The organism is Rhodococcus sp. WWJCD1 (genome assembly GCF_002258735.1).
Taxonomy (GTDB): domain Bacteria; phylum Actinomycetota; class Actinomycetes; order Mycobacteriales; family Mycobacteriaceae; genus Rhodococcoides.
Genome location: NZ_NOXY01000013.1, coordinates 1 through 24,281 on the forward strand (window position 1 = coordinate 1; position 24,281 = coordinate 24,281).

General features: G+C 63.2%; 23 protein-coding genes. 11 read left to right on the top strand and 12 right to left on the bottom strand.

The window, feature by feature from the left end; all coding sequences use genetic code 11:
- Together CH286_RS10020 and CH286_RS10025 are read right to left on the bottom strand one after the other, a co-directional pair.
- Positions 1-195, bottom strand: a 195-nt coding sequence (locus CH286_RS10020; protein ID WP_303396145.1) for a CoA-transferase, incomplete at its 3' end; no start/stop codon positions are given.
- A 180-nt stretch (positions 196-375) separates the two neighbouring features.
- Positions 376-879 carry an Lrp/AsnC family transcriptional regulator gene (locus tag CH286_RS10025; RefSeq protein ID WP_094609137.1) on the bottom strand — a complete coding sequence of 168 codons (504 nt, stop codon included), beginning with the start codon at positions 877-879 and terminating at the stop codon, positions 376-378.
- A 151-nt stretch (positions 880-1,030) separates the two neighbouring features.
- Here CH286_RS10025 and CH286_RS10030 point away from each other — a divergent pair, with 151 nt between their 5' ends.
- The 3 genes from CH286_RS10030 (at position 1,031) to CH286_RS10040 (ending at position 6,937) form a co-directional block, all read left to right on the top strand.
- Positions 1,031-4,507, top strand: a complete 3,477-nt coding sequence (locus CH286_RS10030) for an indolepyruvate ferredoxin oxidoreductase family protein (protein WP_094609125.1) — start codon at positions 1,031-1,033, stop codon at positions 4,505-4,507.
- 64 nt (positions 4,508-4,571) lie between these two features.
- Positions 4,572-5,681 carry a Glu/Leu/Phe/Val family dehydrogenase gene (locus tag CH286_RS10035; RefSeq protein ID WP_094609126.1) on the top strand — a complete coding sequence of 370 codons (1,110 nt, stop codon included), beginning with the start codon at positions 4,572-4,574 and terminating at the stop codon, positions 5,679-5,681.
- A gap of 140 nt (positions 5,682-5,821) precedes the next feature.
- Positions 5,822-6,937 (top strand): pyridoxal phosphate-dependent aminotransferase, encoded by a 1,116-nt coding sequence (locus CH286_RS10040; RefSeq protein ID WP_255182629.1) that lies wholly within the window; start codon positions 5,822-5,824, stop codon positions 6,935-6,937.
- On the opposite strand, the gene CH286_RS10045 is transcribed toward CH286_RS10040, so the two are convergent.
- Positions 6,911-7,648 (bottom strand): GntR family transcriptional regulator, encoded by a 738-nt coding sequence (locus CH286_RS10045; RefSeq protein WP_094609138.1) that lies wholly within the window; start codon positions 7,646-7,648, stop codon positions 6,911-6,913. The genes CH286_RS10040 and CH286_RS10045 overlap by 27 nt on opposite strands.
- A 237-nt stretch (positions 7,649-7,885) precedes the next feature.
- Between CH286_RS10045 and CH286_RS10050 the strand changes: the two genes are divergently transcribed.
- From CH286_RS10050 to CH286_RS10070, 5 genes are all read left to right on the top strand, one after another.
- The gene (locus CH286_RS10050) at positions 7,886-9,991 is read left to right on the top strand and encodes a hydantoinase/oxoprolinase family protein (RefSeq protein ID WP_094609128.1); all 2,106 of its coding nucleotides are present in this window, start codon (positions 7,886-7,888) and stop codon (positions 9,989-9,991) included.
- Positions 9,988-11,754, top strand: coding sequence for a hydantoinase B/oxoprolinase family protein (locus CH286_RS10055; RefSeq protein WP_094609129.1), 1,767 nt, complete (start codon positions 9,988-9,990; stop codon positions 11,752-11,754). The genes CH286_RS10050 and CH286_RS10055 overlap by 4 nt, the downstream gene beginning before the upstream one ends.
- Positions 11,751-13,112, top strand: coding sequence for an MFS transporter (locus tag CH286_RS10060; RefSeq protein ID WP_094609130.1), 1,362 nt, complete (start codon positions 11,751-11,753; stop codon positions 13,110-13,112). Before CH286_RS10055 ends, CH286_RS10060 begins: the two co-directional genes overlap by 4 nt.
- Before the next feature lie 49 nt (positions 13,113-13,161).
- On the top strand, positions 13,162-13,758 hold the full coding sequence (locus CH286_RS10065) for a cysteine hydrolase family protein (protein WP_255182630.1): 597 nt from the start codon (positions 13,162-13,164) through the stop codon (positions 13,756-13,758).
- Between the two features lie 216 nt (positions 13,759-13,974).
- Positions 13,975-14,565, top strand: a complete 591-nt coding sequence (locus CH286_RS10070) for a hypothetical protein (protein ID WP_094609131.1) — start codon at positions 13,975-13,977, stop codon at positions 14,563-14,565.
- A 30-nt stretch (positions 14,566-14,595) separates the two neighbouring features.
- Here CH286_RS10070 and CH286_RS10075 read toward each other — a convergent pair whose 3' ends face one another.
- Positions 14,596-14,874, bottom strand: coding sequence for a hypothetical protein (locus CH286_RS10075; RefSeq protein WP_249305518.1), 279 nt, complete (start codon positions 14,872-14,874; stop codon positions 14,596-14,598).
- A 489-nt stretch (positions 14,875-15,363) separates the two neighbouring features.
- On the opposite strand from CH286_RS10075, the gene CH286_RS10085 reads away from it, so the two are divergent.
- Positions 15,364-16,161 carry an endonuclease/exonuclease/phosphatase family protein gene (locus CH286_RS10085; protein WP_094609133.1) on the top strand — a complete coding sequence of 266 codons (798 nt, stop codon included), beginning with the start codon at positions 15,364-15,366 and terminating at the stop codon, positions 16,159-16,161.
- A 31-nt stretch (positions 16,162-16,192) separates the two neighbouring features.
- Here the strand turns inward: CH286_RS10085 and CH286_RS10090 are convergent, their stop codons facing one another.
- Complete coding sequence (locus CH286_RS10090) at positions 16,193-16,498, bottom strand: stress protein (protein ID WP_094609134.1); 306 nt, start codon at positions 16,496-16,498, stop codon at positions 16,193-16,195.
- 117 nt (positions 16,499-16,615) lie between these two features.
- On the opposite strand from CH286_RS10090, the gene CH286_RS10095 reads away from it, so the two are divergent.
- Positions 16,616-17,992, top strand: a complete 1,377-nt coding sequence (locus CH286_RS10095; protein WP_094609135.1) for a cytochrome P450 — start codon at positions 16,616-16,618, stop codon at positions 17,990-17,992.
- A 7-nt stretch (positions 17,993-17,999) separates the two neighbouring features.
- Here CH286_RS10095 and CH286_RS10100 read toward each other — a convergent pair whose 3' ends face one another.
- Positions 18,000-18,458 carry a hypothetical protein gene (locus tag CH286_RS10100; protein ID WP_037152930.1) on the bottom strand — a complete coding sequence of 153 codons (459 nt, stop codon included), beginning with the start codon at positions 18,456-18,458 and terminating at the stop codon, positions 18,000-18,002.
- A 111-nt stretch (positions 18,459-18,569) separates the two neighbouring features.
- Between CH286_RS10100 and CH286_RS10105 the strand changes: the two genes are divergently transcribed.
- Positions 18,570-19,445, top strand: a complete 876-nt coding sequence (locus CH286_RS10105; protein ID WP_094609136.1) for a bifunctional methylenetetrahydrofolate dehydrogenase/methenyltetrahydrofolate cyclohydrolase — start codon at positions 18,570-18,572, stop codon at positions 19,443-19,445.
- Here the strand turns inward: CH286_RS10105 and CH286_RS10110 are convergent.
- The 6 genes from CH286_RS10110 to CH286_RS10135 form a co-directional block, all read right to left on the bottom strand.
- Positions 19,415-20,218 carry an IclR family transcriptional regulator gene (locus tag CH286_RS10110; protein WP_032405159.1) on the bottom strand — a complete coding sequence of 268 codons (804 nt, stop codon included), beginning with the start codon at positions 20,216-20,218 and terminating at the stop codon, positions 19,415-19,417. The genes CH286_RS10105 and CH286_RS10110 overlap by 31 nt on opposite strands.
- A gap of 59 nt (positions 20,219-20,277) precedes the next feature.
- Positions 20,278-20,970: a GntR family transcriptional regulator gene (locus CH286_RS10115; RefSeq protein WP_080734492.1), complete on the bottom strand. Its 693-nt coding sequence runs from the start codon at positions 20,968-20,970 to the stop codon at positions 20,278-20,280.
- A 41-nt stretch (positions 20,971-21,011) separates the two neighbouring features.
- The gene (locus tag CH286_RS10120; RefSeq protein WP_207309267.1) at positions 21,012-22,163 is read right to left on the bottom strand and encodes an aromatic ring-hydroxylating oxygenase subunit alpha; all 1,152 of its coding nucleotides are present in this window, start codon (positions 22,161-22,163) and stop codon (positions 21,012-21,014) included.
- Between the two features lie 94 nt (positions 22,164-22,257).
- Positions 22,258-23,421 carry an NAD(P)/FAD-dependent oxidoreductase gene (locus CH286_RS10125; RefSeq protein WP_176458204.1) on the bottom strand — a complete coding sequence of 388 codons (1,164 nt, stop codon included), beginning with the start codon at positions 23,419-23,421 and terminating at the stop codon, positions 22,258-22,260.
- Entirely contained in the window at positions 23,418-23,780 is a 363-nt protein-coding gene (locus tag CH286_RS10130; protein WP_032405160.1) for a bifunctional 3-phenylpropionate/cinnamic acid dioxygenase ferredoxin subunit, read from the bottom strand. Before CH286_RS10130 ends, CH286_RS10125 begins: the two co-directional genes overlap by 4 nt.
- Positions 23,781-24,085: 305 nt before the next feature.
- A partial coding sequence (locus CH286_RS10135; RefSeq protein ID WP_141215827.1) for an MBL fold metallo-hydrolase occupies positions 24,086-24,281 on the bottom strand: 196 nt, incomplete at its 5' end.

Genomic DNA, 24,281 nt, shown 5'->3' on the forward strand with positions numbered 1-24,281 from the left:
CAGGATTCCGAGTCCGTAGCCGTCGACGCCGCAGTTGTTGGAGAACACCTCCAGCTCGTCGGCGTCGGTGTTCGCGATGGCCTCGATGAGAGCGTCCGGAATACCGCACAGCCCGAAGCCGCCGACCGCGATGGTCGCCCCACGGCCGATGTCCGCGACCGCGTCTGCGGCGGACTTCCACACTTTTTGGGTCATGATTCTGTTCCTGCCCGTTCATTGTGCGACCACACGCCGCATCTCGAACAGAGAACTACACGTTCAGCTTTCGGTAAAGGATCCCACCTGAAGTGCTCACAGGATGGCCACTTTCAGACGTAGTGTCCATTGAGTGAACGCACGCTTGCGCGCGGCTACGAAGGGGCGTGGTTAGGGGGGTCATCGGGGAATGGGGGTCGATCGTCCCCATCCACGTTGCTGACCGAGATGCTCGAGCAGAGGTTGGATTCGGTAGTGCAGCGGCGTGGTCAAGGCGAGAGTTGTACTCGAGTGCGAAACGCCCTGCACCGATACCACCTTCTGGATCAGGTCCTGTAGCTCGGCTTGGGTGGTGGTGGCGACACGAACGAGCAAATCTTCACGGCCTGTCGTGGCGTGGATTTCGAGTACTTCGGGCATCGATGTGAGTGCATCGACCACAGACTGCAGCCTGCCTTGTTGCAACTCCAACGCCATGAACGCCTGTACTGCGATTCCGACCTCGGCCAAGTCGATGTCCGGCCGGAACCCGGCCAGATAATGTTCCTCGATCATCCGGCTCAGCCGCGCCTGGACGGTGTTTCGCGCTACTCCGAGAGTGGACGCCAGTTCCATGATGCCCATCCGCGCGTTGCGTGAGAGGGCGCCGAGCAACTCGATGTCGAGCCGGTCGATGTTGAGCATTTGGTCCAACTCCAAACGTGATCGCCGTTACTGACTGAACGATATGAATAGTTGCACTGCAATCTGTTGATCGTTCGAGGGTACAGATGCAGTCTTAGCCGAGTAATTGCAGTGCTGCTTCCGCGTCAGATGCACCGATTGGACTCACCTCATGACTCAGGTCGAAGAATCCCGGACCATTCCCCGCGTCGTCGACCTCGACGATCGCTACCGGATCACGTCCGGCCCTGTTCTGATGACAGGCGTGCAGGCAATCGCGCGGCAGCTGGTCGAACAGCACGAGCGTGATCGCCGGGCCGGCAGGAGTATTGCGACGTTCGTGTCCGGCTATCAGGGGAGCCCCCTGGCGGGTCTCGATCGTCTTCTGGCCGGGATCCCGGAGTTGAAGAACGAGCACGATATACGCCTGGTGCCCGGCATGAACGAGGAATTGGCCGCCACGTCGGTGTGGGGCAGTCAGATGGAATTGCCGAAAGGTCAACGCACGCATGACGGTATCGTCGGTGTGTGGTACGGGAAGGGGCCCGGCCTCGACCGAGCGAGCGATTCGCTTCGTCACGGCACCATGTACGGTGCCCACCCCTCGGGGGGTGCGCTCGTGCTCGTCGGAGACGACCCAGCAGCGAAGTCGTCCAGTGTGCCCGCGGCGAGTGAAAAGTCCTTGGCCGCATTGGGAATGCCGATCTTCTTTCCGCGTAACGCCGAGGAAGTGATCGCCTTCGGCCTGCTCGGCGTCGAGTTGTCCCGAGTGTCGGGGTGCTGGTCTTCGATGAAGCTCGTTGCCGATGTCGCGGACGGTATCTGGACTATGGAACGAGACTTTGCGGACTTCACCATCGAGCGACCCGAGATCGAGTGGGAGGGTCGGCCGTGGAGTTACCGTCAGCGCATTCTCGCTTCCCCTCCTGACAGCCTGCTCGCCGAGGCCGATATGTACGGCCCGCGCTGGGAAATGGTGCGCCGGTTCAACGAAGCGAACGATATCGACAGCATCGATATCGATCCGAAGCGCGCGCGGTTGGGCATCGTGGCAGTCGGAACTGCCTACGACAGCGTCCGTCAGGCTCTCGACGAACTGGAGCTCGATTCCGAGCGGCTGTTCGGTCTCGGCATCCGTGTCATGCGTATAGGGATGCCTTTCCCGTTGGGCGAGGCAAAGATTCGGCAGTTCGCCGACGGTCTGGAAGCGGTTGTGGTCGTCGAGGACAAAACGGCGTTCGTCGAAACGCAGGTCAAAGAAATACTGTACGGATCGACCGATGCCCCTCGTGTCGTCGGTAAACAGGATTCGGACCGCAAGGCCCTCGTGCCGTCGGACGGGGAGCTCACCGCCGCACGACTGGTACGTCCGCTGCGCCGGATTCTCACCGGGTATGCCGACCTGCCGAAACCGCCACCTCCCGTGCTGAATCTGACCGTGTTGCCCGCCAAGCGGGCGCCGTACTTCTGCTCGGGGTGCCCGCACAACCGGTCCACCGCGGTACCCGAAGGTTCTCTCGCCGGCGGCGGCATCGGCTGTCACACCCTCGTCACGATGTCCTCGCGGACCGATTCACAGGTGACAGGGCTGACCCAGATGGGAGGGGAGGGCGCGCAGTGGATCGGTCAGTCCGCTTTCACCGATGTCGACCACATCTTCCAGAACGTAGGCGACGGAACCTATTTCCACTCCGGCCAACTCGCAGTCCAAGCCTGCATTGCTGCCGGGGTGAACATCACCTACAAGATCCTCTACAACTCCGCTGTCGCCATGACCGGAGCCCAAGAGGCCGAAGCCGGACTCACCGTTCCGGAACTGACCCACAAACTCGTCTCCGAAGGCGTCCGCAAAATCATTATCTGCGCCGACGAACCCGAACGTCACCGCGGCGCTTCCCTCGCTGCCGGGACGACACTGTGGGAACGTGAGCGCCTCGACGAAGCTCAGCGCATTCTGCGCGACACACCCGGTGTCACCGTGCTGATCTACGACCAGCAATGCGCTGCCGAAGCGCGTCGTAAGCGCAAGCGCGGCAACCTTCCCCCACGCCGCACCCGTGTGGTGATCAACGAGGCCGTCTGCGAAGGGTGCGGCGACTGTGGCGTCAAGAGCAACTGTCTGTCGGTGCAACCGGTCGACACCGAATTCGGGCGCAAGACCACCATCGACCAAAGCTCGTGCAACACCGACTATTCCTGCCTCGAAGGCGATTGCCCCTCGTTCGTGACCGTCGACATCCTCGAGGGCACCAAGCCTGCACGCCAGGCTGTTCCTGAGTCGCCGGACCTACCTGAACCGAAACGCACTGCGTTGACCGGAACTCACAACCTGTTCTCTGCCGGAATCGGTGGCACCGGAATCGTTACGGTCAACCAGGTACTCGGTATGGCGGCGCTGCGCGCGGGTCTTCATGTCGAGGGACTGGACCAAACCGGTTTGAGTCAGAAGGCCGGCCCCGTCACCTCACACCTGCGGCTGTCGACCGAACGCACTGAAGCGTCGAACCGCATCAGCCCATCCTCGGCCGACTGCATCCTCGCTTTCGATCTCCTGACCGCTGCCGACGTCAAGAACGTCGGCTACGGCAATGCCGACCGCACCGTCACGATCGCGTCCACGAGCAAGACCGCCACCGGCGACATGGTCTACGACCCATCGGTTCAGTACCCGGCCGACGACGACCTCACCGGCCGCCTTGCGTCGCGGTCCGCGCACATCTACGCCTTCGACGCTCTGGCCGCATCGGACATTCTCTTCGGCAACACCGCGGCCGCCAACTTCCTTCTCGTCGGTGCCGCATACCAAGCCGGTGGTCTGCCGATTCCCGCGGAATCGATCGAAGAGGCAATCACCATCAACGGGGTTGCCGTGGCGGCGAACGTCGCTGCGTTCCGCTGGGGCCGCACTCACGTGGCCGAGCCGAAGATTTTCTCGGACGCGGTGACACCGACCGCTGTATCCACGCGTAGCGACACCGAGGTTCCCGCCGACCTGCTCGAAGGCCTGACGATCGAGGGCGACACACGGGACCTTGTGAAACAGCGTGCAGCACAGCTGATGTCGTATCAAGGCAGAGGTCATGCGCGCCGATACCTGTCCACACTTCAGTTGGTCTGGGATGCCGACCGGTCCGTGGGCAACGGCGCGCAGTTCACCGACGCGGTGGCGCACGTCCTGCACAAGTTGATGGCGTACAAGGACGAATACGAGGTCGCACGAATGCTCACCGACCCTGCATTCGTCGCCTCGGTCGCCGCCGAGGTTCCCGGCGGCCGGAACCTGACCTACAAGCTGCATCCGCCGGCGTTGAAAGCCCTGGGCCGCAAGACGAAGATCGGCATGGGCCCCAGGAGCCACGTAGCGCTGAAGCTCCTCGCCCGCGGCCGATTCCTACGCGGCACGCCGTTCGATCCGTTCGGATACGCCAAAGTCCGTCGCATCGAACGAATTCTACTGGCGCACTATGAGAAGACCGTGCGCGAGCTGACAGCAACACTGTCAGCTGAGAATTACAGCGCAGCAGTCGATTTCGCTCAGGCAGCTGACGTCGTCCGAGGCTACGAAGACGTCAAGATGCGCAATATCACCGTTTACCTCGGCGCGCTGAAAAGGCTTGGCATCGAGGCCCCTTCACTCGGGTCGAACTAGATATCTGCGTCTGACACCCGGCCGAACACGAGCAATGACACCCCCGAAACCAGGAGCGATATTCATGACCACCGATCTTGTAGATCACACTCTTCTCCCTACTGTGTCCGGTGTTTTCGACCGACCGGACTTCGCCGATGATTCCCCGCACGAACAGGTGGTGTTCTGCCGGGACGAGAAAACTGGACTGAAGGCGATCATCGGGATCCACTCGACCGCCCTCGGCCCTGCCCTGGGAGGCACGCGCTTCTTTCCGTATCGCGACGAGAGCGCTGCGTTGACCGATGTACTCCGCCTCTCCCGCGGCATGACCTACAAGGCTGCTGCTGCAGGTCTGCAACTGGGCGGGGGGAAGGCCGTTCTCATCGGCGACCCAGCCTTGGTCAAGACCCCAGCACTACTCGAAGCGTATGGACGATTCGTCGAGACGCTGGGCGGTCGATACATCACCGCCGGCGACGTCGGAACTACCTCCGACGACATGGACATCATCGGACGCTCGACCGACCACGTCATTACACGCACCTCCGCAGCCGGAGGATCCGGCGACAGCGCCCCCCTCACCGCCCGAGGGGTCTTCTACTCCATTCTTGCTGCCGCAGAATCGGTCTGGGGATCTCCGGATCTGGCCGGACGGCGAGTCGGTGTCGAAGGGACAGGCAAGGTCGGATACAACCTCATCGCGCTGCTCGCCGAGGTCGGGGCAACCATAGTCGCTTCGGACGTCAATTCCGCCGCTCTACAACGTGTCACATCCGATTTCCCGGGTGTGGCCATTGCTGAGACAGTCATCGACAAGAACATCGATATCTACGCGCCGTGCGCCATGGGCGCCACACTCACCGACACCACCGCGCGCATTCTCGATGCAACTGTGGTGTGCGGAGCGGCGAACAACCAGCTCGCACAACCGGTCGTCGAAGAATTGCTCCACGACAAGGGCATCGTCTGGGTTCCGGACTTCGTCTCCAACAGTGGTGGCCTCATCCAAGGGGCCGGTGAGATCGAGAACAAGCCCCGCCGCGAGGTCGTCGCGCAAGTCGAACGCATCGGCGCTACCGTCGCGAGCATTCTCGCGCGCCAACAGGATCAGGGAATACTGGCCGGTCAAGCGGCGGACGCCATCGTCCGTGAGCGCTTGGGTGACGCGTGTTCGCGTGCGCCGATGAGGTGACTTGGGGTACCGCTCGCGCAATTGGAAGGCTGAACTGTTAAACGATGGCCGAGGTATCGTGTCGGTAATATATCAACGTCTGTTTCATATATCTCAAGGAGTGGACCATGCGACTACCTGCACTCGCATTCTCTGAACGCGTGAAGACTCGCATCGACAAGGGCGAGGACCTCGTCCCGGTTCGCGGTGTGCCCGTGCTTCCCATGCCGCAGCATGTCGTGGACGCAGCCCGCGTCGCTGCTGCACAACCGCATGCGCGAGCGACCAGAGGTACGCCCGCGCTTCGGGAGGCCATCGCCCACGCCCTCCGAACAACGCAGTCGATAACGGTCGATCCCGAATCCGAAGTGCTGGTCACACACGGTGCTCAGCACGGGATGAGCGTCGCGCTCCGGGCACTGGTCGCGCCGGGTGCCTCGGTGATCGTGCCGACCCCGACCTACTTCTTCGACGGGATGCTCAGGTCGGCCGGCGCGCAGCCGAAGTACGTTGCCACGTCCTCATCGGATGGATGGGCGATGGACCCGGCGGCGATCCGGGATGCGATAGACAGCAACACGCGAGCGATCCTGCTGTGCAATCCCAACAACCCGACGGGCAACACTCCGACTGTCGAGGTGCTCCGCGCCATCGTCGACATGGCCGAGCAGCACGATCTCTACGTGCTGTCCGACGAGTCCTACGAGCGTTACGTGCACTCCGGTCCCGGCTACGTTCCGCTTCGTAGTCTCGCCGACAGCACGAAACCCTCGACCGATCGGATCGTCACCGTCACGAGCCTGAGCAAGAACTATGCGTTCACCAACTGGCGGGTGGGTTACGTACACGCCGCCACCCCGACGCTGAATACGATTCATTCTGCTTTCGAGTGGGACGCGATCGACGTAGGGTCCGTTCCCCAAGCGGCCGCAGTCGCAGCGCTGAGCGGCCCGCAAGACTGGCTCGACGTCGAGTTCGCGACGATGAAGCAGCGCCGAGACGCACTCGTCCGCGTCCTTGCTCGATCCGGAGTTCCGGTGGCAATCCCCGATGCGGGGGTGTTCCTCCTCGCAGACCTGTCGGCATCCGGTCTCACCGGTTGCGAGCTCGAAGAATCGCTTCTCGACCACGGCATCACCGCGCTGTCGGGAGACGGATTCCACGCGCCGGCCGGTCACGTCCGACTGATCTACGGTGCCGATATCAGCTCGGTTACCGCGCTCGGCGAGCGAGTCGGTGCATTCCTCACATCAGGCGAGGTCGGTCGACTGCGGTAGCAGAATCGGGGTCGACGTCACCGCGTGACTCGTCGTGAGTGCGTCGACGATCTCACGTCGTGCGGACAGCGTTCGGCGTCGCATGGCCGACCGTGCCGCCTCGGGGTCTCGCGCGACAATTGCATCGACGATCGCCTTTCGCTCGTCGATGCGCGAGGGGGGCATCGACGGCGACAACCGCACGGCCAATCGCACGATGCGTTCGATTTCGTCGAATACGTCGACGATGCTCGCGGTGAGACGCTCGTTTCCACACCCGTTCGCGACGATGGCCTCGGACTCGTAGTTCTCACGAAGACGCATGTCGAGATGCGGGCCACCGAGCTCTCCGTACCCGTCGTCGACACTCAGTTCGATCAGGCGATCCAGGCGATCCGAAGGCAGTCCCCTGGCCGCGGTGAGTGCGGCAGCCTCGCCTTGTAGGAGTGTGCGCATGTCGCACAGGTCGGCCGCGTCCCCGAGAGTGATCGGCGAGACGACGTAGCCCGCTCGCGGCAGCGGTGTGACGAGGCCGTCCCGGTGCAGGCGCGCGAGCGCTTCACGCACCGGCGTCTTGCTCAGCCCGAGTGCGCCGGCGACATCGGACTCGGTGAAGTTCTGCCCGGGTGGGCGTACCAGCTCGATGATGTCTCGCTTGAGCGAGAGGTACGCGCGATCCATCATCGAACCGTGCCCGTCTCTCGGATGCAATATCGCCGGCTCGTATCTCATGACACCCATCTTCTGCTCATCGGTCGACCATGTTTCACACAACGTACAACGCACGACAGCGTGTGACATACAGGTAAAAGATATCAATACGTCTTGTTGATATCTTTGATGCGGTCTAAGGTAGCTATGACGCAGCACACACTGCGCTCCCCGAGGCTCGTATGTCTGGCACCTAGGCTGCCGATCCGTCCGAGCGCGCGACGCCAACACAGTGGTGTCCACCTGATCAGGAGAATCATGAAACACCCAGAATCGCAGGACTTTCCCGGAGGCTCGGCCGCCACCTGGCGCATCGGTGCCGATATCGGAGGCACCTTCACCGACGTCATCGCGCTCGGTCCGAACTCGAAAATCGTGCCGATGAAAGTCCTGTCGACACCGCCGGATTTCGGTACCGGCGTCATCGACGGCGTTGCCCGCGCCATGGACGCGGCCCAGATCGAGTCGGCCGACATCGACGCCATCCTGCATGCGACGACGGTTGCAACCAACGCTATTCTCGAGATGGGTGGTGCCCGTACAGCATTGGTCACCACCGCAGGATTTCGCGACGTGCTCGAACTAGGACGACTGCGACGGCCGCTGCTCTACGACATGTCGTGGCGCAAACCCACTCCACTCGCGCCTCGCCGTCATCGATACGAGCTGGATCAGCGCATACAGGCCGACGGCGACGTTACTCGCGAGGTCGATGCCGAAGAGCTGAACGAACTGGCAGCGCAGCTTCGTTCCGACGGAATCGAAGCTGTCGCCGTCTGCCTTCTGCATTCGCACGTCGCACCCGCACCGGAACGCGCTGTCGCGGATCGCCTGCGCGAACTACTTCCCGGCGTGTACGTCACTGCGTCGGTGGACATCTCGCCTGAACCGGGAGAGTTCGAGCGCAGCAGCACCGCAGTGGTCAACTCCTACGTCGGCCCCGTTGTCCACGACTACGTGACCACTCTGGCCGCCTCTCTGCTCGAGCGTGGTATCGACGCACCGTTCTCCATCATGCAGTCTTCGGGAGGGCTGCTCGACGCCTCGTCCGTCGTCGAGCGACCCGTTCAGATCATCGAGTCCGGGCCCGCCGCCGGCGTCATCGCCGTACAGAAACTTGCTCAGCTGCTCGATCTCGACAATGTCGTCGCTTTCGACATGGGTGGAACCACAGCAAAAGCATCGCTGATCGAGAACGGTGAACCATTCGTCGCCAACGACTACGAGGTCGGCGGCGGCATGAACATCACGCGCAGTATGAGCAAGGGTGCGGGCTATGCCGTTCGGGTCCCGTCCATCGACATCGCCGAGGTCGGAGCGGGCGGCGGCAGCATCATCGACGTCGACGCCGCCGGCGCGCTCCACGTCGGCCCGAGCTCCGCAGGCTCCCGCCCAGGACCGGCGTGCTACGGCCACGGAGGGGATCGACCCACGTTGACCGACGCGAATGTCGTTCTCGGATACCTCAATCCGAGTTCCATTGCCGGTGGAAGGGTGACGATTCAACCCGCGCTCGCGGAGAAGGTGCTCGGTGTCGTCGCCGAGCGCATCGACAGCGATGCCGCATCCACTGCACGCGGCGCGTATGACGTCGCGATCTCGAGTATGACCAAGGCGGTCAAAGCCGTGACCAGCGAGCGCGGCCGCGATCCTCGCGATGCAACGATGGTCGCGTTCGGTGGTGCGGGACCGCTCTACGGGGCGAGCCTCGCCCGCGAGCTCGGCATCGACACCGTCGTTGTCCCCGTGCACACCGGTTTGTTCAGTAGCCTCGGACTGTTGGTCGCGGACAGTGAACATCAGGTCGTCACCCCCTACCGCGACGAACTCGAGTCGCTCACAGAACTCGAGTCCAAGTTCGACGAGATGTCGGCGGCTGTGCGCGCTCATCTCGGTGAAGGAGATGTCGAGCTGGAGCGCATCTTCGATATGCGTTATCACGGACAGCGTTTCGATCTGCGAATCACGCTGCCGGCCGGTCCGCTCGATACCGCCTTCGCCGAAGCACGTCACAGGTTCCATGCCGAGCACCTCAAGACCTACGGCCGGTCGGGGTCGGATGCCCTCGTCGAGATCGTCAACGTTCGAGTCCGTGGGTTCGTCCGCAGCGCGGTCACGATCGACCGTGCGCTCGGCCTCCCGGACGTCACCGATCCCGGAGAACGGAGCTGGCGTACTTGCTACTTCGGGTCGCCGGTCGAAACGCCGGTCGTCACAAGGGCGCACCTGAGCAACACCGCCGAGCCCGGGCCTCTCGTTGTCGAGGACATGGATTCGACGACGCTGGTGCCACCCGGTGCCACGGCGCGACTGGACACCTACGGCAACATCGTCATCAGCTGGAAGAAAGAGATCGGCGCATGAGTAACAACACACTTCGCGATGCCGCGACATTCGAGGTCTTCCGTAACGCGATCTCCGGGCTGGCAGACGAGATGGCGATCACCATCCTGCGCACCGCCCACTCACAGATCGTCGCATCCAGCATGGACTTCTCGGCGGCACTGTGCGACGCAAGCGGCCGGATTGTCGCGCAGGCCAACACGTGTCCCGTTCACCTCGGGTCCATACCGGATGCGATGGCGGCGATCATGGACGCATTCGGCGACTCGATCACCGACGGTGACGTGTACATCCTCAACGACCCCGATCTCGGTGGCATGCACTTGCCCGACATCTTCGCGGTTGCACCGACATTCGCTCACGGATCGCTGGTTGGATTCGCGGTCACCGTCGTCAACCACACCGACGTCGGTGGCTGGGCCGCCGGCTCGATGGCCGTGCAGTCGACCTCGATCTTCGCCGAAGGAGTACAGATTCCGCCGTCCAGGTTGGTGTCGGCCGGTACAACGAACGCCACGTTCCTGGATCTGATTCTGCGCAACGTACGTGAGCCGGAACTACTTCGGGGCGATCTGGAGTCACAGCTCGCGGCCTGTCACGCAGGTGGTATCGGATTGCAGGGGCTTGCCGACAAGTACGGGCGCGACGAGTTCGACTTGCTGGTCGACGAATTGCTCGATTATTCGGAGACGCTGGTGCGCAGCCAACTCGACCGAGCACCCAACGGCCACTACACGTTCGAGGATCAGATCGACGACGACGGCCTGGGGTCCGACCCGATCCCGTTCGTAGTTGCCGTCACCATCGACGGAGCCGACATCACGTTCGATTTCACGGGGTCATCGCCTCAGGTGGCCTCAGCGTTGAACGCCACGGCCTCGTTCACCCGATCCGCCTGCTACGCCTCGTTGCAGGGGGCTCTCGGATCGGACATCCCGGCCAACAGCGGTTTCTACCGCCCGTTCACCTTCGTTATTCCCGAGGCCTCGATTCTGTCCGGACAACGGCCCGCTGCGCGCGGAGCCCGAGGTCTCGTTGCGTACCGCGTCATCGACACCGTGTTGGGGGCTCTCGCGCCTGCTTTCCCGGATCGTGTCCCCGCAGCCGGCGACGGTGGACCGAACTCGGTCGCAGTCGGCATCACGGAGGCCGATGGCCGCTCGGTGATCCTGTGGGACATTCTCTGTGGATCGTGGGGCGCAACTCCGACCGGCGACGGCAACGACGGGATCAGTCCACTCGGGGCGAACCTGGCGAACACGCCGATCGAAGAGCTCGAGCAATCCGGCCACATCCGCATCGACGGATACGGGTATCTGCCGGACTCCGGTGGCCCGGGCGCGTTCCGCGGCGGCGTGTCCACTTACCGCGACATGACAGTGCTGCACGACGGAGCGACCGTGCAGATCCGTTCCGACCGACGGTTGAGTGTTCCCTACGGACTGGACGGCGGCGGTAGTGGTGCCCCGTCGCAGAACGTCCTCGACTTCGGTACCGAATCCGAGCAGCTACTCCCCGCCAAACCTCACCTGACGGTCTCCGCCGGCAGCAGGCACCGACAAGTCACCGCTGGTGGCGGCGGATACGGAAATCCCTACTCCCGTGACCCACAACGCGTACTGGACGACGTCATCGACGGAAAGGTGACCGTCGCGGGGGCCCTCCGTGACTACGGCGTCGCCATCGATGCCGACGCGCTCACCATCCTCGTCGACGCCACCCGAGACGCCCGAATGAACCCACTCAGCTCGACCTCCTCTTCCTCAGGAAGGCCACTGTCATGACCGGAACCACTCCTGCACCCGCGCCCCTCGACGAGGAGGTCGAACGTCAACTGTGGCGCAAGATCGCCGTCCGGATCATCCCGCTCGTCGGCGTCGCCTACGTCATCAGTTACATCGACCGCGCAAACCTGGGATACATCGCGAAACCGATGACTGCGGATCTCGGTATGACATCAGCGCAGCTCGGTCTCGCCGCGGGATTGTTCTTCCTCGGCTACATCCTGGTCGAAGTTCCGAGCAACATGATGCTGCGCCGATTCGGCGCACGAATCTGGATCAGTCGAATCATCGTCTCGTGGGGAATCGTCACCGCACTCACCGGTGCAGTCCATTCCGCCACCCAGCTCTACATCGCGCGCGTCATCCTCGGGTTCGCCGAAGCAGGACTTGCCGCGGGTATTCTTCTGTTTCTGACGTTCTGGTTCCCCAAGAAGCAACGGGCATGGGCAATGTCTGCGTTCTTCCTTGCAATTCCCTTGTCCAGCATCGTCGGTGCACCGATCGCTGCAGCCTTGCTGAAGTGGGGCGAGTCGCTGCTGGGCATCGCCGGTTGGCGTTCACTGTTCGTCGTCGAGGGACTTCTCACAGTCCTCGTCGGTGTCGTCATCTTTCTCTTCCTTCCCGATCGACCCGCCAATGCCAAATGGCTGACCGACGCCGAGAAGAACCACATAGAAGGGATTCTCGAAGCAGAGGCTGCCACGCAGACGACACACGGTGGACTCACAGGCATGCGCGAAGCTCTCACCAACAAGCGGACCTGGGCACTCGCCGTTTCCTTCTTCGCAATCGTGTTCGGACTCTATCCTCTGGCGTTCTTCTTGCCGACGATGATCGAGAACCTCTTGAGCACAATCGGTTCGGCAGCGAACGTCTCGAGCGTTCTGCTCGCGGCGATCCCATCGGCAGCCGCGATTGTCGTCATGATCTTGTGGTCTCGCGTAGCGAGCAAGCGGTCAGCGGTGTTCTCGACGACGGTACCCATGGCATTCGGTGTCCTCGGTCTGATCGGCGCGACAACAGCACAGAACGGGCCGCTGTTCATCGTCGCTGTGTGCGTGAGCATCTCCGGCATCTACACCGCGATGCCGCAGTTCTGGCGCATCCCGGCCATGTCGATGACCGGTGCTGCGGCAGCAGCCGGAATCGCATTGATCAACTCGGTCAGCAATTTGAGCGGTTTCATCGGGCCCTACGCCACCGGCGCAATCGAAACAGCCACGGGCAGTTACACCTACGCGTTGTTGGCCATTGCGGCCGTCATGGTCGGGGGTATCGTGATCTTGTTGACCGTCGGACGCCGAGCCGAGGCCCTTGGGTCGAGGACCGACGCCGAAGATCCGTCCATGCAACCGTGATCGCGCAGCCTGTGCGCACGATCGTGAACCCTCCTGAAAGGACCCACTCGTGACGAGAACCGCCTTGATCGTCGCGGACGTCCAATCGGGGATCACACAGAATTTCCCGTTTGCCGCACCCGTCGTTCCGATCCTCGAAACCGTGGTGCCCGCAGCTCGGCGCGCAGGAGTGCACATCGTGCATCTGCGTGCCGGGTTGCGGTCCAACGGATCCGACGTCCATCCGAACAACGCTCTGTTCGCACAGTTCCACGGCATGGGGGAGTTGTTTCATGACACCTCGGATGCGACGCTGACCGATCCGAGGTTGGTGCCCGGACCACAGGACAGCGTGGTGCTCAAACGCCGAACCAGCGGCTTCGCATCCACCGACCTCGACCTCGTGCTCCGAAGCAACGCCATCGACGAAGTGGTGGTGTGCGGTGTCGCGACCTCGGCGGTGGTGGCGGCGACGGTGTACGCGGCGAGCGACTTGGACTACCGCGTGAGCGTGCTCTCGGATGCGTGCGCCGACGCGGAGGAGGACGTGCACGAGTTTCTTCTGACGCGACTCTTCCCTGCACGCGGAGTGACGGTGTACCCGTCGTCGGAGTGGCTGGCGTCGCTGCACTGGCCGACGCCGAACGGTGGGAGCGGTGCCCGGTGACGAAGAGGTCGCAAGTGACTGCTGCATCTCAGGAGGACGTGTCTGCGCGGTGGTGACGACTGTCGTGTCACGGCGGACCACTCCGGTTCCATATGTGTTGCGGTGGATTGCCACGCAATCAGCCGGGATATCGCAGGGCATGACGTGAAGAAGCGAGGCGAATCCGTCATAGGTCCCGAACGATGAGGGTCGCCACAGCCAGTGGACACTGACAGGATGGCAAGTCGAGGTGACCCGAAGTCGGTGTGGTCGACAGTGGTGGTGATCGTCGGCACCTTGGCAGCCGGCGTCGTAGTCGCCGGTCTACTGCACGATACCCAACCCGCCGCCGTGTCGATACCCGGCTGCGAGGAGGTCCTCCTGCCCGAGGATATGCAGAGAATCAATTACGCAATTGCCGGCCCTGATTCTGTCCCCACGGGGTTCGACGCATCGGCCAAATCCGCCGCCTTGATTAAGGCACTGCCCGCTGGGACCACGGTGGAGCCCGATGCGATGTTCCCACCGCTGACCTTCGATACCCGAGCCATTGCGTATGGGCGAATCGCGCTGGGCGGGGCCGTGGGCGACGTGAACGTGACGCTGTCGACATCCGATCAACCCGTCGGGGCGTGTATTGCGGGGTACGTCGATGAGCGTCGCACACTGAATGACGGCACCGTCGTCGATGTCAGGTCATCCGAAAAAGGAAGTCGCGTAGAGGTATACGCGACCGACGGCAGCCATGTCGATGTATCCGCCGATCGCGTGCTGACGGTCCAACAAGTAACCGACATCGCGATGACCCCGGGACTCCGCAACAACTGAATTCGCCGTCGGCCGCGAATGGTCCTGAGATCACATGGACGATGCCGCGAAGGTCAGAAACACGATGAACAATCCGACACCCCCGAGCGCCGCACCGATCACAGCCTCCCGACCGTTAGACGCGTCGCCCTCGACCGCGCGGCCGAGACCGATCCAGCCACTGATCACCGCGACGATTCCGGTCGGGATGGTTACGAAGTCTCCGACGAACGGCACGAATGCGCAGATGACTGCCACGATGCCCGCCACCAACGCCAGGCTTCCGGCACCGTCGCGGAACATCGACTGAGAAGCGGACTTACGTTTCACCGAGTCTCCAATCGAATGCAGCGAGAACCTGTCAGCGCAGGTAGACGATGCGCCGACTCCATAGTAGATACCCGTTGCCCGGCGGTGGAACCGATCGAGCGTGAACACGGTGGTCTGCTCGACCGGAGATGTACGTGTTCTACGTAGGAATGCCCGAGGCGATCGGGATCGGTCTTCCGGTCAAGAAGGGAACCGCGTCGGTCAGCGCCGGCGAAAGTCCACAGCATCGGCAAGGAGCCTTCGTCTTGCAGCTCTTGGCGTCGGCAACCTGTCACCTGCTGTTTCGGGCCCCGCGTGTGAATACCGGGTCGGCTTTGGAACGGCGACGGTTCCGACGACAGCGGCCTGGATTACTGTGAGGCGAGATTGTTTCGGGTTCGTACCGAGGGCTTATCCCATTTCGGTACATCCGGCAGTCGAGTCAGGGGTCCACTCGTCGCAACCCAAAATGAAGCGCGCGAGTTACGCCACATCTGCCATCATCGTGCTGTGAAGATCATCTCGATCAATGCGTGGGGCGGTGCCATGTACGACGAGCTCGTGGGATGGCTGAAATCCGTTGATGCCGAGATCATTTGCCTTCAGGAAGTCACGCGCACTCCGAATCGATCGGGTTGGGCAACGTTCGCCGACGGTGAGCGCACTCTGCCGCAGCGGCTCGATCTGTTCGGCGACGTGTCCGCCGCGTTGCCCGGATACACGCCGTATTTCGTCGCCAACGACGCCGGACCTGTCACCGACGCCGACGGCGTGGAACTGAGACAGGACTTCGGGATTGCGACCTGGGTGCGTGAGGACTTTCCTGTCGTCGGACTCGACGCGCGGTTCGTGCATTCACGGTTCGTCGATCACACGGAGTGGAACGTGGACGACCGTCCACGAGCCGCGTTGACGGTGACCGTTCGCGATCGCGTCGGCGACAGGTTCGTCTCCGTCATCCAACTACACGGTCTGCGTGATCCAGCAGGCAAAAACGACAGTCCCATTCGGCTGGAGCAGGCCCGGAAGATGGTCGAGGTTGTCGAACATGTTCGCCCGTCGAGCGACGCCATGGTGCTCTGCGGCGACCTGAACCTGCTGCCGTCGAGCAAGACGTTCACACTGCTGGCCGAGCACGGAATGACCGACCTGGTGGGAGAAGCAGACACGCGAGCGTCCAGTTATACGAAACGAGTTCGAAGCGCCAGCTATCTGTTGGTGTCCGATCCGACTGCAGTGCGAAGTTTCGAGATCGTCGCGAAACCAGAGGTGTCCGACCACCGAGCATTTGCCTTGGATCTCGCATAGCGGGAGATGTAGATCCGGAGGCTCGGCTCGCTCACATTTCGAACTGCACTCGAGCAATGTGGGCACAGACCTCGGCGATTCGGGCACGGTGAACATTGTGTTCGGCGTCGAGGTCGTAGACGCGGTAGCTGTCGGCGTCGAGCCAGTCGTTGGTGATCGCGAAGCTCCAACCGCCCTCGCGCAGTGCGAGATCGATGCCGCTGTGGTGCATGAGCAGGCCGGGCAGGTTCAACGCCGCGATTCCGGCGAGACCGTCCCGAAGTTGTGCCGCATCTGCGTCGGCCTGCTCGGAATCGGTCGAGGCACGGAGGCGTCCGACAACCACGTTGCGAATCATGGTTTCCAGTATCGCCGAAATACTCTCTCCGATCCTCCTTGCGCCGCTCGACCCGCGATTAAGCTGGCCGAAGCAGCCGAGTGGCGGCAGGAGTGATTGTCGAGGAGCCGTGATGACGTGAGCTCGGTATTCGCGCAGCGCTCCAGTTACATTCGGCAGGGGATTCACTTCGAGGGTGGGGCGCTGCCGCTGTCGGCCGAATTCGGGGTCTCAGGGGCCATCGAACACAAGTTGACCCGTGACCATCTTTTCATCGGCGACGGCACCTCGGATTTCATCGGCACGTGGCGGGGCAGTCGCGTGCAGTTGTATGCGCTGTCCCGGCGGGCGATCGACGCGATAGTCAATCCCAAGGTCGCGGGCGTTCACATCGACCGAGATACTGCGGCACGTCATTCGTTCGGACAGCTGAGCCCCGAGGCCGTCACTTTCGCGTCGTCGACGCGAGCCGATTTCAAGGAACGCAAGAGAAACCTCGTGGTGGCAACCGGTTCGAGCGACGCGCTCGAGGTCACCGTGCGTGCGTTGGACCGCCATCTACCGGTCGACTCCGGTGAAATCGGTCTCGATCTGCGTCCGGTCGTCACGGTGTGTGTCCGGGAGGCAGTGGCCGAGGCTGTGTGGGGTGAGGCAGCGTTCGCGCCGGTCCGGTACGTCGACCGGGAGGGACGCGAGTGCAGCCTCCCGTTCGCGGAGGCGCTGTACGAGAACTTTCTGCGGTTGCGGAAGTTTGCGAACACCTACGCGATGAGGGTCGAGCCGAGGCTGCAGCACCTGCCGTTGACGCGCGAGCAACGCCTGATGCGTGCGAACACACGCGCGCTGCAGCAGCACATGCTGCAGATGTCGGCTCACCCACCGGATTCGACCGTCGCGGGTCACCTCGCGCGGCTGCACAGTGACTCCGGGTTCTCCACCGGCGTCATCCGTGACGACACCGCGACGTCGTTCGTGGCCGCCGTGGATACCACCCGTACCGCGGTGCTCGCGACCTTGAAACACATACTGGCCCCAGTGAATTCGATCTGGAAGACCCAAGTCGGCGCGGTTGCCCCAGAATCTGCTGGCGCATCGGCGGTGGTGCGGGCGTGCGTGATGGAGGCACTGCGGGTCGACACGCCAGGATCGGTCTTCAACGGCCGAGTCACGGAGGATTTCGATCTGAAGGTCGGTGACCGCGTGGTGCGGCTTCATCGAAACACGCTGATAATGCCGAACATTCATGCAGTTCATGCCCTGAGTGGGCCCACGTTCGATCCGGCACGGCTACTGAACGCGCATGGTGCAGTTGTCGATTCGGCAAAGGTGATGCCGTTCGGCAAGGGTCCGAGGTCGTGCCCGGGGAAGTCGTTCGCGTTGTCGATGATCGCCGTTTTCGTCACCGCATTCTTGCGTGCGTACCCGGACGCTCACCTCGACCCGACGCAGTACGACAATCGATATCCGATTCACACGGCCTCCGAACACGGCCTGTACGTCGAACTTCGCATCTGACCAGGCATCAGACCTTGGGCTGATCCCTCCGGACGCGGTAGTTGTGCCATGCGTGCCCCGCGAGGGGCACCGCGACAGCGCCGATGCAGACGATCGGCAATGCGATAAACCACGACACTGATGCGCTCTTCGCGGCCACTGCGACACCGAAAACGACCATCGGAAATCCGAAGGTCTCTAGTAGGTCTACTTGCCGGGGTTCGATCGGCGGCCGACCGAGCCAGGGAATTCGCCGGCCCGCGTTCTCTCGCATTGTTCGTCGCGTCGACGCAACAGTCAGCGCCGCGCCTATCGCTGCCGTGCATACCCCTGCCACGGCCAACCAGGACTGTCCGTCCTCGACCAGAACCGCCGTCAGAACAAGTCCTACAAGGAGGATGCGCGCACCCCACACCTTCGAGTGTGGTGCAGACTCTCGCTCGTCCCGCTGCACGTCGACCGGCCGCATCGGCTGCAGGGGCTCCATGGCTCGACCCTCCCACACCGCCGCTCTTGACCGACGGAGGCGACCAGCCGTACCCTGGCCGACAGTTGATATATCAGAACCGCAGGGCCTGTCGAACCGAGGAATCACAGTATGACCACAGCGCTCAAGATCGACGGGACGGCGGTCAGCGCGATCGTCAAGGACGATCTGCGACATCGCGTCGAACGGCTCGCCCAGCAGAGGATTCGGCCCGGTCTCGGCACGATCTTGGTGGGCGACGATCCGGGTAGTCGTTCATACGTCGCAGCGAAGCATCGCGACTGTGCCGAGGTGGGGCTGCATTCGATTCAGGTGCGATTGCCCGCGACCGCGACCCAGCAGGAGATCGAAGACGCGGTGCACGCGCTCAACGACGACCCCGAGTGCACCGGCTTCATCGTCCAGTTGCCGCTTCCCCCGCACATCGATACCCATCGGGTGATCGAACTGATCGATCCACGCAAGGACGCCGACGGGCTGCATCCGACCAATCTGGGCCGGCTCGTGCTCGGCATGGACGGGCCGTTGCCGTGCACACCGCGCGGGATATTGGAACTGCTTCGCCACCATGATGTTCCGATCATCGGCGCACGCTTCTGCATCATCGGGTGCGGGATCACCGTCGGGCGTCCGCTCGGGTTGATGCTCACCCGGCGAAGTGAACACGCGACGGTCACGATGTGTCACGAGGCAACCGTGGACACCGCCGCGCACACTCGGGCCGCCGATGTGGTCATCGCCGCTGCGGGCGTTGCGCATCTGGTGCAACCGGATTGGATCAGTGCCGGGGCAACGGTGCTGTCGGTAGGAATCACCCGCACCGTCGAGGGCATTCTCGGTGACGTGCACCCCGGCGTCGAGCAGATCGCGGGGCGGATCAGTGGAGCGACAGGCGGCGTCGGTCCGATGACGCGGGCAATGCTGCTCACGAACGTGGTGGAGTGTGCGGAAGCCGCTCAGGCCGAGGGGATGAAGGACTCGCGGTAGCCCATCTTCTCGCTGATCTCGGCCGTGGCAGCCAGTACGTCCGGGACGATGGCCCGCATTCTGGTCTCGTCGAAGCGATACACCGGACCGGAGACGCTCAGTGCCGCAGTCGTCTTGCCGGTGTAGTCGAGAACCGGAGCTGCGATGGCATTGAGTCCGGTCTCGTACTCTTCGACGACCACTGCATACCCGAGGGACACCGCGGCATCGAGTTCGGCCGTCAGACCGGCTTTGGTGGTGAGGGTGTGCTCGGTGTATCGGTGGAGGTCGAGCGATTCGACGACCGTCTTGCGGGTGTCGGCATCCAGTGCGGCGAGCAACACCTTGCCGCTGGCGGTGGCGTGCAGGGGAGTCTGTTCCCCGATCCAGTTGTGGGTGCCGACCGAACTGGGACCGCGGGCCTGATCCAGGTGTATGGCCGTATTGGCCCGCAGCACAGCGATATTCACTGTCTCGCCGAGCTTGCCTGCGAGGCGTTCACAGACGGCGTGGCCGTATTCGGTGATCTCCAGGCGCTCGGGTACGGCGGCGGCGAGCCGCAGTACACCGAGGCTGAGCCGGTACTTGCCGCGATTGTGCGTCTGCATCACCATGTCGTGTTCTTCGAGCGACGCGAGCAGCCTCGACACCGTGGACTTGTGCACACCGATTTCGGTGGCGATGGCGCTCACGCCGGCCTCCCCGAGTCGCGCTACGACCTCGAGCACTCGAAATGCGCGGTCGACGGATTGGACGCCACCCTCGGGGGCACGTGTCGAATCGTCGGTTGCCACCCCCTGGACTATACGTACCGGACACCTACCTGGTGGTACGCACCCTCGGGCAGTGACGTCTAGATGACGGCGCGAACAGCGTCGTCGAACTCGGTCACATGGGCTCGGGCAATCGCCGCAGCGTCCTCGGCTTCCCCGGCCGCGATCGCCCGGAGCAGCGTGGTGTGGGTACCCACATGATCGGCGAGCGGCGGCAGTCGATCCATGAACAACCAGAAGATTCGCGTGGCCAGATTGTTGTAGCGAATCAAGGCGTCTTCGAGAACCGGGTTCGCCGCCAGCCGGTACACGGTGCGGTGTACCTCTGCGTCCCATTTGATCAGGTCGTGTTGGCTCGGCGGCGCGGCCTCGAACTTCTCGGTGCGATCGGCCATGCCCAACAGAACTTGACGTTGGGTCGCAGTGGACGCGGTGGCCGCCTTCGCTGCCGCCAGGGGTTCGAGGCGCTGGCGAATCTCGGAGATGTCGCCCAGATCGGCGACGTCGATGGAGGTTGCGAAGGTGCCACGGCGGGCATGTGAGATCACCAGGCGCTCGTACTCGAGCCGTTTCAGAGCTTCCCGCACCGGTGTACGGCCGACGCCCAGCTCGACGGACAACGCCGACTCGACGACGGCTTCACCTGGCTTGATCGCCAGCATGATCAGCTTGTCGCGAATAGCCGCGTAGGCCGCGTCCGCCATGGTCGCCCCCGGTTCGCCGGGCACCCCCGACGATCCGGGGGTGCCCGGTGACGCAACCTCGACACTCATGGTCACCGATCCTATCGGCACCGAGCGCGGGGCAGGGTCGGTCAGGCCTCGATGCGGTTCTTCAACCAGTCGTGGAAGATACCGATGTGGTGTTCGCTGCCCACCAGCACTCCGCCGTCTCGGTACTTGCGGGAGCTCATGGCGGGCTGGCAGCGTTCGCACGCCTCGAAATCCTGCAGATTGACGCGGTGGAACAACTCCACCGATTTCTGCAGATCCCGTCCCGAGGCAACGACGCCTGGTAGGTACAGCCAATCGCATTCCACCAGAGTGCGATCGGCGGCGAGCGGATACATCCGGTGGATGATCACGTGATCCGGGACGAGGTTGACGAACACCTGCGGCCTGACGGTGATGGCGTAGTAGCGCCTGTCCTGTTCGGGTGCGATTCCGGGGATGGAGTCGTGTCCCTCCGAACCGTCGAGCGTGAATCCCTTGACCGATTCCCCGAATTCGGCTCCGTGGCCCACGTAGTACTGGGCGGCGTATCCGTCGGCGAATTCCGGTAGCACCTCGGTCAGCTCGGGGTGGATGGTAGCGCAGTGGTAGCACTCCATGAAGTTCTCGATGATGAGTTTCCAGTTGGCCTTGACGTCGTAGCTCACGCGCCTGCCGAGGCCCAGGTCCTCGATCTTGTAGCGATCGATCGACTCGACGTCACCGAGTCGATCGCGGATGTCCTGCACCACAGTGGTGTCGAAGGACGCCGGGTTGTCGCTGAGGTTGACCCACACGTATCCGAGCCATTCCTCGACGGACACCGACGACAGGCCGTAGCGAACCCGGTCGATATCGGGCATCTTGGTGAGATTCGGTGCTGCGATGAGCTTTCCGTCGAGGTCGTACGTCCAGGCGTGGTACGGACACTGGAAGGATCGCTTGACTTCGCCCTTGTCCTCCATGCAGATTCGTGCACCGCGGTGCGCGCAGACGTTGAGGTAGGCCTTGATGGCCCCCGTCCGGGTGCGCGTCACGATCACGCTCTCGCGGCCGATCTGCACGGTACGGAAGGCACCGGGCTTGTCCAGATCCGCGGCACGGACCGCGCAGATCCACAGCTCCTCGAAGATCTTCTCCTGCTCGAGCTCGAAGATGGCCGGATCGGTGTAGTAGCGACCGGGGAGGGTGGAGATCAGACTCTCGGGCAGGGGAAGGGAGGTGGCGGGCGGCGTGGTGTCGGGAATGGTGGTCAAGGGGTCCTCCGTACGTGGCCGATCTTGTGGATCGGTGACGAGACGTCAACTGGGATAGTAGAATACGACGAGTGGAACAGCAGCCGGGGTGTGGTCAGACCGCGCGAGCGGGAGCCGAGAGCTGACGGCGCCAGCGGGTGAACAGACGAACCTGATTGACACCGAGTACGCCGACCGGAAGTCCGTCGGAGCGGTAGACGGCGAGGAAGCTCCCGAGCTCGGGTGAGCCCTCTTCGATGGTGCATTCACTGTCCGGTCCGGCGCTGCCGGCGAACTGAATACGTGACCCGTACTGGTCGGACCAGAAATACGGAGGTTTGACGTGTTGGCCGCCGTAGCTACCCGAGAGCAGAGTGGCCACTGCAACGGTGGGTCGTTCGGACGCCCCGGCCCAGTGCTCGACGCGCCGATGGGCACCGGTCGAGTCGAGCCATGCGGCGCAGTCGCCGACGGCGACCACTCCGGGCACTGCGGTCGCGCCGCCACCGTCACACAGGATTCCGTTGCCGAGTGCGAGTCCGCTGGTGCCGAGCCAATCGATGTTCGGAATGCCGCCGATGCCGACGACCACGACGTCGGCGTGGAGAAGGCGACCGTCCGCGAGCCGAACGCCCGTCACTCGGTCCGTGCCGGTCAGTCCGTCGACGGCGATTCCGCAGATCAACGTCGTGCCGTTGTCGCGGTGCAGATTGCCCACCGCGCTACCCAGTCGCGCGCCGAGTGGTCCGGCGAGTGGTGCCGGGGCGGCTTCGACGACGGTGACGTCGAGGCCCAGTTTCCTTGCGGTGGAGGCTACTTCGGCTCCGATGAAGCCTGCGCCGATGACGACCAGACGCGCGCCGGGCGCGAGTTCTGCGCGCAGGCGGTCGGCGTCGTCGATCGTACGCAACACGTGCACACCGGCGAGGTGATCGGTACCGGGAAGCGATCGCGCGCGCGAGCCGGTGGCCAGGACGACGCCATCGGAGGTCAGCTCCGTGCCGTTGTCGAGGGTGACGGTGCGACGCGATGGATCGAGTGCGGTGGCGGTACGCCCCAGAATCCAGGTGGCGTCGAGGTCTTCGTCTTCGGGCTCGAGGGCGAGAGTGCTCGCGTCCACGTCGCCGGCGAGGTACTCCTTCGACAGGGGAGGGCGGTCGTACGGTCGGTGGCTCTCGGCACCGACGATGGTGACCGAGCCGTCGAACCCGGCCGCCCGCAGGGCACGTGCAGAGCACAGGCCGGCCAGGGAGGCTCCGACGATGGTGACGCTCTTCATGAATGTCCCTCGGCGGCCAGCCGGCTGCGAACGTCGGGCGGAAGATTGGGGGTCGCGGTGCTCAGCTCGATGTAGATCACGCCGTCGTCGACGACAACGGTGTGAGTACGAACCGGCAACTTCGCGGGGGGAGCGTCGACGGCACCGGTGCGCAGGTCGAATGTGGACGCGTGCAGCGGACATTCGACCGCACACCCTTCCAGCCATCCGTCCGCGAGAGACGCGTCCTGATGCGTACAGGTGTCGTCGATCGCGAACAGCTCGCCGTCCTCGGTGTGGAACACCGCCACAGGAGGGGTCGTGTCGACGCGCAGAGCTTCGCCGCCCGGGAGGTCGGCCAGGGGACACACCTTGAGCATTCGGATCCTTTCTGTATCGCTATGCGGAACACGTCTTACTTCCCGCAACAACAGTGTGAACATCGACACAAGATCGTGTCAATAGGAGACGGCACTTTTCACCCCTGCGAAACATGATGTAACTCGATTCGGACAAACCGCACGTTCTGCCAGCTGAACACGTGGTTAGCGCGTGCAAGGACCTGTTCGTCCGGTGCGAGGTGGCACCGGCCCGGCGGTGCGCACAGTGGCCGTCTGGGCTGTGCGCAGCGCCGAGTCTGCACTACCAATGAGTAGGAACTGCCGACTTTGATATATCAGCGCACTCAGCTGCCGCGGGCGATCCATTCCTCGAGGTGTGGTGCCTCGTCGCCGATACGGGTTCCGTCACCGTGTCCGGTGTTGACTCGGGTGTCGGCGGGCAGCGCGAACAATCGGTCGCGGATCGACCCGATGATGGTCGGGAAATCCGAGAACGATCGTCCGGTGGCTCCCGGACCGCCGGAGAACAAGGTGTCGCCG

Bases quoted from the DNA above. Each gene is read 5' to 3' on its own strand.
- CH286_RS10105 (WP_094609136.1), top strand. From the start codon at position 18,570: ATGACCACAGCGCTCAAGATCGACGGGACGGCGGTCAGCGCGATCGTC.
- CH286_RS10025 (WP_094609137.1), bottom strand. From the start codon at position 879: ATGCTCAACATCGACCGGCTCGACATCGAGTTGCTCGGCGCCCTCTCA.
- CH286_RS10055 (WP_094609129.1), top strand. From the start codon at position 9,988: ATGAGTAACAACACACTTCGCGATGCCGCGACATTCGAGGTCTTCCGT.
- CH286_RS10060 (WP_094609130.1), top strand. From the start codon at position 11,751: ATGACCGGAACCACTCCTGCACCCGCGCCCCTCGACGAGGAGGTCGAA.
- CH286_RS10045 (WP_094609138.1), bottom strand. From the start codon at position 7,648: ATGAGATACGAGCCGGCGATATTGCATCCGAGAGACGGGCACGGTTCG.
- CH286_RS10030 (WP_094609125.1), top strand. From the start codon at position 1,031: ATGACTCAGGTCGAAGAATCCCGGACCATTCCCCGCGTCGTCGACCTC.
- CH286_RS10035 (WP_094609126.1), top strand. From the start codon at position 4,572: ATGACCACCGATCTTGTAGATCACACTCTTCTCCCTACTGTGTCCGGT.
- CH286_RS10100 (WP_037152930.1), bottom strand. From the start codon at position 18,458: ATGGAGCCCCTGCAGCCGATGCGGCCGGTCGACGTGCAGCGGGACGAG.
- CH286_RS10125 (WP_176458204.1), bottom strand. From the start codon at position 23,421: ATGAAGAGCGTCACCATCGTCGGAGCCTCCCTGGCCGGCCTGTGCTCT.
- CH286_RS10090 (WP_094609134.1), bottom strand. From the start codon at position 16,498: ATGATTCGCAACGTGGTTGTCGGACGCCTCCGTGCCTCGACCGATTCC.
- CH286_RS10070 (WP_094609131.1), top strand. From the start codon at position 13,975: ATGGCAAGTCGAGGTGACCCGAAGTCGGTGTGGTCGACAGTGGTGGTG.
- CH286_RS10130 (WP_032405160.1), bottom strand. From the start codon at position 23,780: ATGCTCAAGGTGTGTCCCCTGGCCGACCTCCCGGGCGGCGAAGCTCTG.
- CH286_RS10050 (WP_094609128.1), top strand. From the start codon at position 7,886: ATGAAACACCCAGAATCGCAGGACTTTCCCGGAGGCTCGGCCGCCACC.
- CH286_RS10115 (WP_080734492.1), bottom strand. From the start codon at position 20,970: ATGAGTGTCGAGGTTGCGTCACCGGGCACCCCCGGATCGTCGGGGGTG.